At 52.1% G+C, this 15,165-nt stretch carries 11 protein-coding genes; 8 read left to right on the forward strand and 3 right to left on the reverse strand.

Features of this window, described 5'->3' with window-relative positions; all coding sequences use genetic code 11:
* Together fdhF and PJE062_RS00180 are read left to right on the forward strand one after the other, a co-directional pair.
* Positions 1-2,871, forward strand: a complete 2,871-nt coding sequence (gene fdhF, locus PJE062_RS00175; protein ID WP_008547242.1) for a formate dehydrogenase subunit alpha — start codon at positions 1-3, stop codon at positions 2,869-2,871.
* Between the two features lie 100 nt (positions 2,872-2,971).
* Positions 2,972-3,190 (forward strand): formate dehydrogenase subunit delta, encoded by a 219-nt coding sequence (locus PJE062_RS00180; RefSeq protein WP_008547049.1) that lies wholly within the window; start codon positions 2,972-2,974, stop codon positions 3,188-3,190.
* Positions 3,191-3,264: 74 nt separating this feature from the next.
* Here the strand turns inward: PJE062_RS00180 and PJE062_RS00185 are convergent, their stop codons facing one another.
* The 3 genes from PJE062_RS00185 to PJE062_RS00195 form a co-directional block, all read right to left on the reverse strand.
* The gene (locus tag PJE062_RS00185) at positions 3,265-4,062 is read right to left on the reverse strand and encodes an enoyl-CoA hydratase-related protein (RefSeq protein WP_008546422.1); all 798 of its coding nucleotides are present in this window, start codon (positions 4,060-4,062) and stop codon (positions 3,265-3,267) included.
* Positions 4,063-4,201: 139 nt separating this feature from the next.
* Positions 4,202-5,053 carry a carbon-nitrogen hydrolase family protein gene (locus PJE062_RS00190; protein WP_008546443.1) on the reverse strand — a complete coding sequence of 284 codons (852 nt, stop codon included), beginning with the start codon at positions 5,051-5,053 and terminating at the stop codon, positions 4,202-4,204.
* Positions 5,054-5,077: 24 nt separating this feature from the next.
* Entirely contained in the window at positions 5,078-5,956 is an 879-nt protein-coding gene (locus PJE062_RS00195) for a MurR/RpiR family transcriptional regulator (protein ID WP_008547237.1), read from the reverse strand.
* A 605-nt stretch (positions 5,957-6,561) separates the two neighbouring features.
* Between PJE062_RS00195 and dctP the strand changes: the two genes are divergently transcribed.
* The 6 genes from dctP to PJE062_RS00225 all read left to right on the forward strand — a co-directional run bounded on the left by dctP (position 6,562) and on the right by PJE062_RS00225 (position 15,149).
* The gene (dctP, locus tag PJE062_RS00200; RefSeq protein WP_008546954.1) at positions 6,562-7,596 is read left to right on the forward strand and encodes a TRAP transporter substrate-binding protein DctP; all 1,035 of its coding nucleotides are present in this window, start codon (positions 6,562-6,564) and stop codon (positions 7,594-7,596) included.
* An 81-nt stretch (positions 7,597-7,677) separates the two neighbouring features.
* The gene (locus PJE062_RS00205) at positions 7,678-8,280 is read left to right on the forward strand and encodes a TRAP transporter small permease (RefSeq protein WP_008546401.1); all 603 of its coding nucleotides are present in this window, start codon (positions 7,678-7,680) and stop codon (positions 8,278-8,280) included.
* The gene (locus PJE062_RS00210) at positions 8,277-9,566 is read left to right on the forward strand and encodes a TRAP transporter large permease (protein ID WP_008546510.1); all 1,290 of its coding nucleotides are present in this window, start codon (positions 8,277-8,279) and stop codon (positions 9,564-9,566) included. The genes PJE062_RS00205 and PJE062_RS00210 overlap by 4 nt, the downstream gene beginning before the upstream one ends.
* 644 nt (positions 9,567-10,210) lie before the next feature.
* Positions 10,211-11,575 carry a TolC family outer membrane protein gene (locus tag PJE062_RS00215; RefSeq protein WP_008546901.1) on the forward strand — a complete coding sequence of 455 codons (1,365 nt, stop codon included), beginning with the start codon at positions 10,211-10,213 and terminating at the stop codon, positions 11,573-11,575.
* Positions 11,576-11,662: 87 nt separating this feature from the next.
* A complete protein-coding gene (locus PJE062_RS00220; protein ID WP_008546590.1) occupies positions 11,663-13,840 on the forward strand; it encodes a type I secretion system permease/ATPase in 2,178 nt (725 codons plus the stop codon).
* 1 nt (position 13,841) lies between these two features.
* Entirely contained in the window at positions 13,842-15,149 is a 1,308-nt protein-coding gene (locus PJE062_RS00225) for an HlyD family type I secretion periplasmic adaptor subunit (protein ID WP_008546644.1), read from the forward strand.
* Positions 15,150-15,165: the final 16 nt, after the last annotated feature.

Here is a 15,165-nt window from a genome sequence, read left to right on the forward strand (position 1 = left end):
ATGACCCTGATTAAAGAAACAGATTACGGCACTCCTCAATCGACCTCTGAAAAGAACGTCACCATCAACGTTGACGGCTTTGATGTCACTGTGCCTGAGGGAACCTCGGTGATGCGGGCTTCCATGGAAGCTGGCATTCAGGTTCCAAAGCTTTGTGCAACAGATATGGTTGATGCATTCGGTTCCTGCCGTCTGTGTTTGGTGGAGATTGAAGGCCGCCGTGGAACACCTGCCTCCTGTACCACGCTGGTGGAAGAGGGGATGCAGGTTCGTACGCAGACAGATCGTCTGAAAGGCCTGCGCCGCGGTGTGATGGAGCTTTACATCTCTGACCACCCGCTGGACTGCCTGACCTGTGCCGCCAATGGTGACTGTGAACTGCAGGATATGGCTGGCGCTGTTGGTCTGCGTGACGTGCGCTATGAAGCGGATGGGCAGAACCACTTCAAGATGCGTGATGGTGGCGGTGAGGTGAATGCCTGCTGGAAGCCGAAGGATGAGAGCAATCCATACTTCACCTATGATCCAGCCAAATGCATTGTTTGCTCACGCTGTGTACGTGCCTGTGAGGAAGTACAAGGCACGTTTGCGTTGACCATTACCGGGCGCGGTTTTGACTCTCGTGTGACCGCGGGCATGTCTGAGAGCTTCCTGGATTCTGAATGTGTGTCTTGCGGTGCCTGTGTGCAGGCCTGTCCGACAGGGACGCTTCAGGAGAAATCCGTGATCGATATCGGTCAGCCGGAACGCTCCGTTGTAACGACCTGTGCTTATTGTGGTGTTGGCTGCTCGTTCAAAGCGGAGATGCGTGGTGATGAGCTGGTGCGTATGGTGCCGTACAAAGACGGTAAAGCGAACCGGGGTCATTCCTGTGTGAAGGGTCGCTTTGCTTACGGGTATGCCGCCCACCAGGACCGTATTTTGAACCCGATGGTTCGTGACAGCATTGATCAGCCTTGGCGGGAAGTTTCCTGGGATGAGGCGCTGAGCTTTGCAGCGACCAAGATGAAGGGCATTCAGAAGCAGTACGGCAAAGAGGCTGTTGGGGTGATCACGTCTTCTCGCTGTACCAATGAAGAGACGTACCTGGTTCAGAAGCTGACCCGTGCGGTGTTTGAGAACAACAACACAGACACCTGTGCACGCGTTTGTCACTCTCCAACCGGTTATGGTTTGGGGCAGACCTTTGGCACATCTGCGGGAACGCAGGACTTTGACAGTGTTGAGCACTCCGACGTGGTGATGGTGATCGGGGCGAATCCGACTGACGGACACCCGGTGTTTGGCTCTCGCCTGAAGAAGCGTTTGCGTCAGGGCGCCAAGCTGATCGTGATTGATCCTCGCCGGACTGATCTGGTGAAGTCTCCGCATATCAAAGCCTCGCATCATCTGGCACTGCGTCCGGGCACAAACGTTGCCATTGTGACAGCATTGGCGCATGTGATTGTGACTGAGGGCCTGTTTGATGAATCCTTCATTCAAGAGCGTTGTGAGTGGGATGAGTTTCAGGACTACGTTGAGTTCGTTTCTGACCCTGCCAACAGTCCAGAAGCGGTTGAGCTGCTGACCGGCGTTCCTGCTGAGGAAGTGCGCGGCGCGGCACGGCTTTATGCGCGTGGTGGTAATGGAGCGATCTATTACGGCCTTGGTGTGACAGAGCACAGTCAGGGTTCCACCACTGTGATCGGTATTGCCAACCTTGCGATGCTGACTGGTAACATTGGTAAGAAGGGCGTTGGGGTTAACCCGCTGCGCGGTCAGAACAACGTGCAGGGTTCCTGTGATATGGGATCTTTCCCGCACGAGCTGCCAGGCTATCGCCATGTGAAGAACGCTGATGTTCGCGATATCTATGAAAAGCAGTGGGGCGTGACCATCTCCGACGAGCCGGGTCTGCGTATTCCGAATATGCTGGATGCGGCTGTTGAGGGCACGTTCAAGGGCCTTTACGTGCAGGGGGAAGATATCCTGCAGTCGGATCCGGACACCAAGCATGTTGCGGCTGGTCTTGCGGCCATGGAATGCGTGATTGTTCATGACCTGTTTTTGAATGAGACCGCGAACTATGCGCATGTGTTCCTGCCGGGTTCCACTTTCCTTGAGAAAGATGGCACGTTCACAAACGCTGAGCGCCGGATCAACCGGGTGCGTAAGGTGATGGCACCGCGCAATGGCTATGCTGACTGGGAAGTTACGCAGCTGCTGGCCAATGCCATGGGTGCGAACTGGACCTACACTCATCCTTCACAAATTATGGAAGAGATTGCGGCGACCACTCCAAGCTTTGCCAATGTGACTTATGACCTTCTTGAAGAGAAGGGATCTGTTCAATGGCCGTGTAACGAAGCGAAGCCGGAAGGCACGCCAACGATGCACCTTGATGGGTTTGTTCGTGGTAAGGGCCGTTTCATTCGTACCGACTATGTGGCGACAGATGAGCGAACCGGACCTCGTTTCCCGCTTCTGCTGACCACTGGCCGTATCCTGAGCCAGTACAATGTGGGTGCACAGACACGGCGTACGGACAACGTGGTTTGGCATGAAGAGGATCTGCTTGAGATCCATCCGCATGATGCTGAACTGCGCGGTATCAAGGATGGAGACTGGATCAAGCTTATGAGCCGTTCCGGTGAAACCAGCTTGCGGGCGAATGTGACGGACCGTGTGTCGACGGGTGTTGTGTACACCACGTTCCACCATCCAACGACACAGGCCAACGTGGTGACCACCGATTATTCTGACTGGGCTACCAACTGTCCAGAGTACAAGGTGACAGCGGTTCAGGTTTCTCTTTCTAACGGTCAGACAGACTGGCAGGAAGAGTATCAGGAGCATGCCGCGCGTTCACGGCGGATTGAGGCTGCTGAATAAACGGGCCGACGCTGGGCTGTATGGGTGCTGGTGATTTATCTGGCGCTTATGCAGTCCATGCTCATAGGAACAAAGATTTAAAAGGGAGGAGAGCTGGAGCATGGCGCCAGAAAAGCTCACCTACATGGCAAACCAGATCGCAAGCTTCTTCAAGCATAAACCGCATGATGAAGCCGTTGAAGGCATTGCCAATCACATCAATGATTTCTGGGAGCCGCGGATGCGGTTGCAGCTGTTTGATATTGTGAAGGATGGCGGAGAGGGGCTCAATCCGCTGGTGGTTGAAGCCGAACCTTCCATTCGCAGGCCTGCGCAGTAAGCTATTGGGTTTTTTAGAATTAAGCGCTGCACGCTGCCGGATACTTCCGAGCGCGTGCAGCGTTTTTTGTTTGCTTACTTCATCTTTGCCATGAAGGCATGCACGGCTTCCAGATGCTCAGGCTCATTGTGGCTCATGCCCTGGAAACAGGCGGAGAGATCGAGGAAGTCTTTGAGCTCGGTACGCTGGGCCATCTTCAGGAGGCGCTTGGTAAGACGGGTGGCCTTTGGTGGCTGAGAGGCGAACTGCATGGCCATTTTGTTGGCCTCATTCATCAGTTCTTCTGGCTCATAGACATCCAGTACGAGGCCATATTCTTTGGCTTGCTCGGCATTGATAACACGGCCTGACAGTGTGAGTTCAGCTGCGCGCTGGTAGCCGATCAGACGCTGCATGAACCATGCGCCGCCGTCGCCTGGAATGATGCCGAGATTGAGGAAGGTTTCGCCGAACTTGGCTTTGGTGGAGGCCAGACGAATGTCGCACATGTTGGCAAGATCAAAGCCAGCACCGATGGCTGGGCCATTGATGGCGGCGATGATGGGCACTTCCACGTTTTGCAGAGCGAGCGGGATGCGCTGGATGCCACGGCGGTAGTGATTTTCAACCTCAGCAACATTGCCAGCAAAGTCGCCGCCGCGCTCGGCCATGTCCTTGATGTTGCCACCGGAGGAGAAAGCAGATCCTGCTCCGGTGAGGAGGAGGACAGAGACATCGGGGCAGGTGTTCACCCACTCCGCAGTTGCAACTATGTCGTCAATGAGGGCTGATCCCGTCAGAGCGTTGCGCAGGTCGTGACGGTTCATGGTCAATGTCGCGACGCGGTTTTCAAGCGTCAGAGTTGCATCGGTGAGACTTGGCAGATCTGTCATAGTGTGTTTCCCCTCCAGAAAAATGTAGTGCTGCGAGCCCTTGAGTGCGATTTCCAATCAACTGAAATTCAAAGGAAATCGCTGTGCTTCGCATTCTTGCGGGTGATACTAGAGGGAAAACTTGCGGGAGCAGAGATAGCTATTGGTTGAGGAGCTCAGGTTCCTGATGCTGCAACCTGGCGTAGTCCTTCAGCAGGTCTTTGCGGAAGGTGTAATCTTCGCGCACCTGATCCAGCGTTGCTGTGTCCAGCTCGATGCTTGCAAAATGCTCGTCTGTCTGCGGGAAGGAGACACGTGGTGTGTTCTCGTCTGTCCATGGTGGGCAGAAGGTGGAGTTGCCAAAGTTCTCGCCAGCGCGGTTGAGGCTGAGGAAGAAGATTTGGCTCTCCAGAGCTCTGGTGACCACAAAATCGTGCCAGCTGAAGAAGCTTTCATCACGGGCATAAGCGCCGCTGTGCAGGATGAGATCTACGCCATGCTGCAGGGCCAGAGTGCGGCTCAACTCTGGAATGCGGATGTCGTAGCAGATGATTGGTGCGACTTTCACACCCTTTACGGAGAAGGAGAAGAGGTGATCACCTTTCTCGAAATACTCTTTCTCCATGGAGGCACCATACTGGCAGATGTGGAGCTTGTCGTAGTAACCGATCACAGAGCCATCAGGTCCAACGGCAACCTGAGAGATCTTGAAGTGATCCTGTGACTTGCGCGGCATGCCAAAGACGATGGTGGTGTTGTGTTCTTTTGCTAGTGCGCCGAATGCTTTGACGGATGGACCATTCAGGTCTTCCGCCAGTACACTCAGTTCGGCAAAGGCTGCTCTGGAGTAGTCGACGGTGGAAAGCTCAGGCAAAACAACCAGATCATGCGGTTTTGCGGTGAGTTGCTGATGCAACTTGGCGGTCACGACGCGCAGATGCGCATCTCTTTCCTCTGCTGTTGTCATCGCAGGGATGTTGATCTGTCCGGCAAGGAGACTGAGCTTTGTCATATAGTATTCCGAGTTCTTATTGGCTTATTGGTCTGGCCAGTATTCGCCGAGTTCATTGCGGCAACGTTCCAGCCTTGTGATGTTATCGATAACGACCTGTCCGCTGTCTGCCACCAGAAAGCCGAGGATCATTTCAAGCAGGGCTGCTGTTGCAACGTAGCTTTCAAAGAAATGCGGGCTCTGGACTGGTGTGAGCAGGAGGTCGGTTGAATAGGTGGCAAGTGGTGAGGTGCGGGTATCGGTGATCCCGATGACTTTTGCGCCCACTTCATAGGCTCGCTTTGCCACGAGCACGGTGTCTGCGGCGCACGGGTTCAGGGAGATTGCAACGACCACGTCGTCGGCATTGATGTACTCGACCTGATCTGCGATCTCGCCGTTTCTGCGATTGATAAGGCGCCAGTTGCGAAAGCACATGGAGGCGACGTAATGGAGATAGTTCGCCAGTGAATGAGAGGCGTGCATGCCTACGACAACCACGTTTCGCGCGGTTGCTAGCGACGAGATGATCTGCTGCAGGTGGTCGCGATCGATGGTGTCAAAGAGGTGTTTCAGGTTGCCGATGGCAGCGCTTTTGAAGCTTTGTAGTGAGGCTTCAATGTCAGACGTGCCGTGTGTGGCCTGAAGTTCACCTGCGCGGGACGGGTAGTTGGAGGAGAAATCCTCAAACCCGCCGCGATAGACATCGCGCATCGCGTTGTAGGTGTCGAACTCCAATGACTTTGCGAGCCGGTTCATTGTTGGGGGAGGGACTTCCGCACGGGCTGCGACCTGACGCATGGAGAGTGTTGCAACGTCACTTGGATACTCCAGCACATAAGCCGCGCTCTTCTTGAGCTGCTTGCTTAAGTTCGGATAGGCCTTCGTGAGTTGATCGATCGTCTCCTGATAGCTTTTCGTCATAGTTTCCCCTCCCAAACGAATCATTGTTTCAAAAATTTCGACCCAAATGGATCAAATGTATCAGTCGCTCTGAATTATCGTTTTTTGTGTGGAGCGCTTCTGCAATTGCGATGTTCCTCTCGATTTTGAACCGATATAAATTTGATATATCAGTGTCTTTTTTTCATGCAGAAAATTGCTGCTGCCATTTGGTTTGCCTAAAACCCTATAATTTGAAGAGCTTTCCGCCCAAAATTTCTTCAAATTCAGTAGATATGACTAGTTCATAAGGTGACAAATGGTCAATAGTGAAAAAAATATGGATCATTTGAATTATATCTAGTATGTTTCCCGAGTTAGTAAAAGTATGCATGCGAAACGCACTGCGCTTTATTGCCAGTTCTTCGCATCTATTCGGGCAAAAGGGGACAAGCACTTACGAGGACATCACTCATCAAGAACAATGAAAGATGTTTTCGGTCGCGGCCCCTGAGCTGTAGCAATCTAAAAAATCTTAAGCGATCCGGTCCGGTGCAAATCGTCGTGTCGCGAGAGGCGTAATCGGCCATCCGGGAGCCAATGATAAGCAATAGATGCATATCTGGATGGTTATTAGGGAGACAAGAATGAACAAACCTAGCCTTAAATCTGTATCAAAGGGTTTCCGTCGCGTTCTGAGCGTAGGTGCAGCAAGCGCAGTTGCTTTGACACTGGCTTCTTCAGTTTACGCAGCTGACCTGCGTTTGAAAATTGCTGGTACGGTTCCTGTCGATCACGAAGGCACTAAAATGCTGAAGCAGATCGAAAAGGAAATTGAGGCTGCAGATGTTGGACTGAAAGTTTCTGTCTTCCCTGCAAGCCAGCTCGGTTCCGGTGAGTCTCTGGTTGAAGATACCATCCGCGGTAACGTGGACTTTGTGATGGCGTTCATCTACTCCCACAAAGACCCAGTGCTCGACATCATGTCCATGCCTTACCTGTTTACCAGCTGGGATGATCTGGAAAACGTGATGTTGAACCCAGAGTCCGAGTACAACAAGATCATCAACGAGCGTCTTGAAAAACTCGGCCTGAAGCTGTTCAACCACAACCCAGAAGGTTTTGTTGGCGTTGTTGCGAACAAGAAGCCTGAAGACTACGCTGGCTTTGGCGACAAAGGCATGAACATCCGCGTTTGGTCTTCTGCTGTTGTTAAAGACATGGCTGAAACACTGGGCTACAACACCACCACCATGGCTTGGGGTGACATGTTCCCAGCAATGCAGTCCGGTATTGTTGATGGTACCCTGTGCTGCACCAAGCAGGCTGCTTACACCATCTTCGCAAAATCCAACGTTGGTAAGTACTTCGTAGAGTACAACGCGATCTCTGAAATCAACTCTTTCTACGGTTCCATGAAAACCTGGAACAAGATGAACGACGAGCAGAAAGCTGTTGTGAAAGCTGCGTTTGACAAAGCTTCCAAGCAGTACTTCCAGTTCAACAAAGAGAACGATGCGAACTTCAAGCAGAAACTCGTAGACTCCGGTTATGAAATCCTGAGCTTCACCCCAGAACAGGAACAGGCTCTGGCTGAGCGTGTTCGTGAGCAGGTTTGGCCTGCAATGGCTGAAGTTGTTGGTCAGGACACCATTGACCGTCTGAAGAAAGACTTCAAATAAGCCCTTCTCTTCGAGGCCGACGCATACCCTGCGTCGGCCTTTTCTATGAGTTTTTTGTTTTTATAACGAAGGGCATATCAGATGAGTATTCTGACAAGCGAACTTCCAAGACCAGTGGCTAAACCGCTGAACGGCGTCATTAAATTGATGAACCTCATGATTACAGCAGGCGGTGTAATCATGGCGCTCACATTCTTTATGGTGGTGATCGTCCGTTATGGCTTTGGTGGTAACCTATTCGCCTATGAAGAATGGCTGATGACCATCAGTTTCTGGATGTTCTTCATGGCTGCTGCTGTCGCCTCGGCACGCAAAGAGCACGTGAACGCAGACGTGCTTGGCTTTCTTATCAAAAACCCACGCATCATCTGGTGGCGTGAGGTTGCAGTTGAAATCATCGAGATTGGTGTGCTGTCCGCTGTGACGTATTGGGGCTTCCTGATGCTTCAGGAAGAGGTCGCTTCCTATCCAATCTGGCAGACTACTGTTGCGCTGAAGATCCCATTCTTCGTGCCGCGTCTCGGCATTTTCCTCGGCTTCCTGTTTATGACCCTGTTTGCTGTGCTGCACTTCTACCTGCTGCTCAGAAACGGTCCTAAATGGCCAGAGCGTGAACCGCGTGAGATCGCGGAGAGTGTTGACCCTGAAGAAGAACAAGTAAAAGCACAAGGGGCTGCGCAATGATTATTGTAGGTTCTATCGCCATTCTTTGCGGCCTGCTGCTGCTTGGTGTCAGCGTGCATCTGGCGTTTGGCGCAATTCTGATTTTCCTCGCCTATATGGGCGGTCACGATGTGGCAGGTTATCTGCCAACTGGTCACTGGAAGATGAACAATGTGGTGCTGCTGGCTATTCCGCTGTTCATCATGGCTGGCGGTATCATGGAGAAGGGCCGTATCGCTGCGCCTCTCGTGGCACTTGCTGAGCTGTTTATCGGGCACATCAAAGGCGGCCTGTCTGCGGCAACTGTTCTGGCTTCCGGCGTGTTTGGTTCTATCTCCGGCAGTGCGAACGCGACGCTGACCTGTATTGGTGGCATCATGATGCCGCACCTGCGCAAGGCGAACTATCCGCAAGGCCAGTCTGCTGCGCTGATCGTAAGTGCAGCGCCGCTGGGTCTGCTGATCCCGCCGAGTGCTTCTCACATTCTTTATGCCTGGGTTGCTCAGCAGTCCGTGCTGCGCGCGTTCCTGTCTACGGTTATTCCGGGTCTGATCCTGATCACTCTGCTGATCGTGGTGAACCAGATCATGCTGCGCAAGTACAAAGACATCAAGCTGGAAGAGCGTCCTGAGAACTTCAACTTCGAGTTCAAGAAACGCGGCCTGAAAGCGTTTCCTGCGCTGATGATGCCGGTCATCATCCTTGGTGGTATCTACGGTGGTGTGATGACGCCAACAGAAGCTGCTGGTGTGGCTGTGATCTACGCGATCCCTGTTGCGATCTACGTCTACCGAGGCCTGACTTGGAAGACCTTCCGCGAGACTGTGCTGAGCTCCGGCATTACCATTGGTGTGGTGATGGCGATGATCTTCATGGTTCTGATCGTCAGCCGCTTCCTGATCTTTGAAGACATTCCTGCAATTGCAGAGGAGTTCGTCTACTCCGTTTCTGAAGATCCGATCATGATCCTGCTGATGGTGAACCTGGTGATGATCATCATCGGTATGCTGATGGATGACATCTCTGGTATTCTGCTCTCAACACCTCTGCTGCTGCCAATCGTGCAGGGCGTAGGTATGGACCCGATCCACTTTGCAGCTGTTCTGGGTGTGAACCTGGGGATGGCGAACATTACACCGCCAACCGCACCACTGCTGTATCTGGGGTCTAAGGTGACAGACACCTCCGTCGATAAGATGCTGAAGCCGACGTTGATGTTCATCTTCTTCGCGTGGCTGCCAACGCTGATCCTGACCACTTTCATCCCGCAGTTGGCGCTCTTCGTACCAGACCTGCTGCTGAACTAAGTGTTCCGGAATTAGCGAGCTGATCAATTCAAGGCGGGTGCCACAGGCATCCGCCTTTTTCTTTGCTTGTTCCTTGAGAAATAAGGGGGAGGTGGAGGGCTTCACCGCGATGGAAATTAAAAGAATCAGTATTCGGTTTTCTGTCTTATGGTTAATTTGTGGGAACTGTTGGATTTCTTAGGTTCCAGTAGCGTAAATAAAATTCAATGACAGGTGGTATTTTAGCGACTGGGAATGAATATCTCTAAAATTTTATCTTTCTAATTTTCCTCAGTACTATATCGAGGATGAGTAGAGGTGACTCTATTTCTTCCTAGATGAGTTCTAATAGATATGTTTTTCAAGGAACGCTGTAATGCGTTCTGGGTGTGTTGGGTCTCTATTTAAGTATTCTTGCTGTTTTCTATAAGTTTGCTGTGCTGAGTGTTGCATATATTCAAGGGTTCTCTTTAAATTTAAGGGTATCATTTGTGATGTGAAAAAATATATTGATAAAAATCTCAACACGTGATTTTACTCTCTTAGATTTTCTTTTTGTTTTTCCCATGGGCGGAAAATCAGGGGCGATGTGAAGATGAAATGTCATTGTCTTTGGTTGGTTGAGGTAAACGCCGTTCGTGGAAAAGTCATTGGGGTGTAGGGCAATGCTTTTTCGAGGTACTTCTGTTGCACTTTTGATGTGCGCGTTGGGGGTAACGTCTGCTCATTCCGCGTCTTTAAGAGATGCCGTTGAAACCGCCGTTCTCACAAATCCGGACATTGTAGAGTCTGCAGCAAACAGAAGAGCGCGTGATCAGGAACTGCGCGCTTCGCAAAGCGCCTTCATGCCAAAGCTGAGCGTGAACGCATCCTTTGGTGCTGAACGCCTTCGCAGAGCACAGTCCAACACAACGGAACAGTGGCGTGCTGCCAAGCAGGTTAGCATAGAAGCTGAACAGCTGCTGTTTGATGGCTTTGGCTCTGTAAATGAGATCTACCGTCAAAGCGCCCGCGTTGATGGTGCTGCTCTGCGCGTGCTGGAGCGTTCTGAAGCGATCGCACTTGATGCCGTTGAAGCTTACATCGACGTTGTGCGTCACCAGAAGATCCTCAACAGATCTAAAGAGAACACCGCTCTTCACCAGCGGCTCGCACGTGAAGTTAAAGAGCGTTACGACGGCGGTGAAACCGGCGCTGCTGACCTTGCTCAGGTTCAGGAACGTGTAGCTGCTACCCGTATGATCACTGCAAGCGTCCGCAAATCTTTGCTGGATGCGATGGCGAAGTATCGCCGCGTGGTTGGTGTTGCTCCAAATAATCTGATGGCTGTTTCTGCCGCAAACTCTGCTGCTGCTAAGAGCCTTTCTTCTGCGCTTGCCATGTCTCGTCAGAGCAACCCGCTGATCCTTTCTGCTGAGGCAGATACAGACGCTGCTGGTTTTGCGCTTGAGCAGAGCAGCTCTTCTTTCATGCCACGCGTTACTTTGAACGGTTCAGCTAATTTTGGTGATGATCTGAATGGTTATGAAGGCCGCAGTGATGACTACCGCATCATGGTGCGTCTGAAGTGGAACCTTTACAACGGTGGCTATGACAGCGCGATGCGTGGTCGTGCTGTTGAGCAGCTTGCTGAAGCTCAGGCTCGTGTAGACCGTATGCGCCGTGAAACCGATGAGGCTGTTGAGCAGGCATGGGCGTCTGTTCAGACAACCCGCGAGCGTATCTCTGCACTGCGCCAGACTGTTTCTGCAAACCAGCGCGTTGTGAGCGGATACCGTCAGGAATACAACATCGGACAGCGTTCTTTGCTGGACGTGCTGAACGCAGAAAATGCGTTGTTTAACAGCCGTATCGATCTGATTTCAGCTGAGTACATCCTCAAGTTCTCTACCTACCAGCTACAGGGTACCACTGGTAATCTGCTGGCGATGTTCGACATCACGCCACCAGCTGAGGCAAGAGCTGATCGCCGCGGGAATACTTCAGTCTTCCCTCAGGCAGCAGGTTTCCAGATTGAACCACTTCGTTAATGGTGTAACCTGCACGCATAGCCGAAATTTTCTTCAGGAAGGGAGCCTTTGCGGCTCCCTTTTGTCGTTAGGAATGATGAGATTGTAATGACTGTCGAGACTGAAAACTCAGCTGAAGTGAGCGTCAAAGATCCGCTGATTGAAGCGATCAAGTACATCGCCAGAAGTTACGGCAACTATGCAACGGCTTCGGTCATCCTTGCAGGGTTGCCATACGATGGTCAGCGGCTTTCTATCAAGCTGGTTGAGCGTGCAGCATCCAACTGCGGGATGCGGGCGTTGGTCGTCAATAAGAAAACAGCCACCATTCCGGCAGTCTCGCTTCCTGCGATCCTTGTGTTTGAGGACGGCAGTCTTCGTATTTTGAAAGAGCTGAATGAAAGTACCGGGCATGCGTCCATCGTGGATGCCGAGAAGCCTGAGGAACAGCAGATCCTTTCTATTGCGGCCCTGGAGAAGCTCTACAGCGGCCACGCGATCTTCTTCAAACCGGTGAACATGACCTCTGAGAACAGTGGTATGGGCTCCGGGCGAGACGGGCATTGGTTCTGGGGTGTTATCGCGGGTTTTTGGAAGGATTACATTCACGTTGCGATTGCGGCGCTGGTGATCAACAGTCTGGCACTGGCGTCTCCGCTCTTTATCATGAACGTGTATGATCGGGTTTTGCCAAACTTTGCTGTTCCAACACTGTGGGCGCTTGCTGCTGGGGTTGTGCTGGCACTGGTGTTTGATGGAGTTTTAAAGACTGCGCGCAGCTCAATCATTAACATGACGGGTAAGCAGGCAGACCTTGCTATTGCCTCTCGGATTTTCTCCCATGCTCTTGGATTGGATCTGGAGAACCGTCCAGGATCAACCGGTCAGTTTGCCAACCATATCAAAGAGTTTGAGACTGTTCGTGAGTTCTTCACGTCCTCCTCATTGGTTGCTCTGATTGACATGTGTTTCATCGGTTTGTTTGTGATGGTGCTGTTCATCATTGTTGGGCCGATTGCTTATGTGCCGCTTGCTGCGGTTCCGGTTGTTGTTCTGATTAATCTGCTGGTGCAGCCTGCGCTTGCCGGATCCGTTGATCAAGCGACCAAGGAAAGCGCTATGCGCCATTCGGTGCTGGTGGAGAGTATCGCGAATATCGATACCATTCGTGCGCTCAATGCTGAAAGCTCCATGCAAATCAAGTGGGAGCGCTCCGTTGCCTCCAGTGCTGCTGCCATTCTTAAAGGGCGCTACTGGTCCACATTGGCGCAGTCGCTTACTGGCTTTGCGCAGGCGTTGGTTTCTATCTGTATCGTTGTCTGGGGCGTTTATCTGGTTAATGAGGGCACTGTAAATATGGGTGGCCTGATCGCAGCGATGATGCTTTCTGGTCGTGTGCTTGCGCCGCTGTCCTCCATTGCGGGTACGTTGACGCGCCTGCGCCAGACCATGCATTCCTACAAGATGTTGTCTGGGTTGATGGATCTGCCAGCTGAACGCAGGCCTAACCGGACGTATGTAAACAGCCGGATCACTTCCGGTGCAGTTTCCTTCCAGAACGTTTCCTTCCGTTATCCGGAAGCGGCTGAAGACTCACTGCGTGATGTGAGCTTTGAGATCAGGCCAGGTGAGACGATTGGACTGATTGGCCGTGTTGGTGCTGGTAAATCGACTGTTGGTCGCTTGCTGGCAGGGCTCTATACGCCATCCGACGGGGCAATCCTCGTCGATCAGATTGATACCCGCCAGTACGATCCGGCTGATCTTCGTGACGGAGTCGGGTTCCTGTCTCAGGATAACGTGCTGTTCAGCGGCAGTCTGAGGGAGAACATTGTTGTCGGGCGTCCTCAGGCGTCTAATGAAGATATCTATCGTGCAGCTCACATTGCCGGTGTTGAGGATTTTGTTGCGACCCATCCGCATGGCTTTGATATGCAAGTGGGTGAGGGTGGTCGGCTGCTTTCTGGTGGACAGAAGCAAAGTGTTGCGCTGGCCAGAATGTTGCTGCGTCAACCACGTCTTTTGTTCCTCGATGAGCCGTCCAGCCATCTGGATACGGCCTCTGAGCGCCGTCTTCTGGAACGCTTGAGAGAATACAACTCACCAGACACGACCATGATTATCAGCACGCACCGGACGTCCTTGCTGCAGCTGACAGACCGTTTGATTGCGCTGGATAAGGGCCAGTTGGTGGCGGATGGTCCACGGGATCTTGTGATTGAAAAGCTACGTACACTTGGGACGACGCGACAAGAGCAACGTCAGCGCAGTGCAGAGGGCGTGTAAGATGAAAAACTGGGATTATGCGACCGATATCCGCGCCAGCCTGCAGACGCGCCCACCACGGGCAGCAACACGCGTTATTCTGATTGTTTTTGTTGCGCTGATTGCCGGTATCGTCTGGGCATCTCAAGCTGAGCTTGAAGAAGTAACACGTGGTGAAGGGCGTGTTGTGCCATCCAGCCAGATCCAAATCGTTCAAGCGCCGGAGAAAGGGATCGTGAAATCTCTACTCGTGGAAGAAGGGCAGATCGTCCAGAAGGGCGATATCGTGGTGCGCGTGGATGATACAGGCTTTTCCTCGCAGCTTGGTGAGCTTCAGCAGCGTCAGTGGAGCCTTTTGGCGCGTGCAGAAAGGTTGATGGCGGAGGCCAACAATGCACCTCTGGAGCTTTCTGAGGAGCTTAGAAACAATGCGCCGGGCCATAGCTTTGAAGAAGAGCAGGTTTATCTAGCCCGCAAACAACAGTTGGCGAGTGAGATTTCTTTGCTCAAAAATCAGCGTTTGCAGCGGGAGCAGGAGCTGGAAGAGCTTCTGGCGGAACAGCGCAAAACGACTGTGACGACCGAAACGCTGGCGCGTGAAGTTGAAATTAACGAGCGGCTCTTTAAGCGCAAGGTGCTTCCAGAGATTGAGTTCCTGCGTCTTAAGCGCCAGCTGGACGAGGCTCAGGGCAGTTTGGAAGTGCTGAATGCTTCTATCCGGCGTGTGACTTCAGCGGGGCAGGAGGCGGAAGAACGTATTGCCAATGCGCAGACTGTGTTTCATGCCAAGGCCCGTCAGGAACTAGCTGCAGCACGTGCTGAGCTGGCGGTAATAAATGAGAGCATTAAAGCTGCTCGCGATAAGGTTCAGCGGACCGATCTTGAGGCGCCTGTCTACGGTGTGGTTAATCAATTGAATATATCCACAATCGGGGCTGTCGTGCAGCCTGGAGAGCCTCTGGTTGAGATTGTTCCGCTGGAAGATACGCTTCTGATTGAAGCGCAGATCAGTCCTCAAGACGTGGCATTTCTTAGGCCAGGTCAAGAGGTTACGGTCAAAATCACTGCCTATGACTATTCCATTTATGGTGGTCTGAAAGGCAAGCTGGAAAGGATCGCTGCGGACTCCACCAAGGACGAGCAGGGAAATCGATTTTTTAAAGTGAACGTCAGAACAGATAAAAACTATCTTGGGACGGAAACGGATCCTTTACCAATAATTCCAGGAATGGTGGCCTCAGTAGACGTTTTAACCGGTTTTAAAACGGTGTTGGATTACATCCTTAAACCTATAAACAAAGTGCGTTCGGAAGCACTCCGCGAAAGGTAATTTCGAGCGCCTGACA

The sequence above is a fragment of the Pseudovibrio sp. JE062 genome, assembly GCF_000156235.1.
Taxonomy (GTDB): Bacteria; Pseudomonadota; Alphaproteobacteria; order Rhizobiales; family Stappiaceae; genus Pseudovibrio.

Excerpts from the sequence above, each read along its gene's own strand:
- PJE062_RS00225 (WP_008546644.1), top strand. The coding sequence starts at position 13,842 with ATGAAAAACTGGGATTATGCGACCGATATCCGCGCCAGCCTGCAGACG.
- PJE062_RS00205 (WP_008546401.1), top strand. The coding sequence starts at position 7,678 with ATGAGTATTCTGACAAGCGAACTTCCAAGACCAGTGGCTAAACCGCTG.
- PJE062_RS00185 (WP_008546422.1), bottom strand. The coding sequence starts at position 4,062 with ATGACAGATCTGCCAAGTCTCACCGATGCAACTCTGACGCTTGAAAAC.
- PJE062_RS00220 (WP_008546590.1), top strand. The coding sequence starts at position 11,663 with ATGACTGTCGAGACTGAAAACTCAGCTGAAGTGAGCGTCAAAGATCCG.
- PJE062_RS00195 (WP_008547237.1), bottom strand. The coding sequence starts at position 5,956 with ATGACGAAAAGCTATCAGGAGACGATCGATCAACTCACGAAGGCCTAT.
- PJE062_RS00215 (WP_008546901.1), top strand. The coding sequence starts at position 10,211 with ATGCTTTTTCGAGGTACTTCTGTTGCACTTTTGATGTGCGCGTTGGGG.
- fdhF (WP_008547242.1), top strand. The coding sequence starts at position 1 with ATGACCCTGATTAAAGAAACAGATTACGGCACTCCTCAATCGACCTCT.
- PJE062_RS00180 (WP_008547049.1), top strand. The coding sequence starts at position 2,972 with ATGGCGCCAGAAAAGCTCACCTACATGGCAAACCAGATCGCAAGCTTC.
- PJE062_RS00210 (WP_008546510.1), top strand. The coding sequence starts at position 8,277 with ATGATTATTGTAGGTTCTATCGCCATTCTTTGCGGCCTGCTGCTGCTT.
- PJE062_RS00190 (WP_008546443.1), bottom strand. The coding sequence starts at position 5,053 with ATGACAAAGCTCAGTCTCCTTGCCGGACAGATCAACATCCCTGCGATG.
- dctP (WP_008546954.1), top strand. The coding sequence starts at position 6,562 with ATGAACAAACCTAGCCTTAAATCTGTATCAAAGGGTTTCCGTCGCGTT.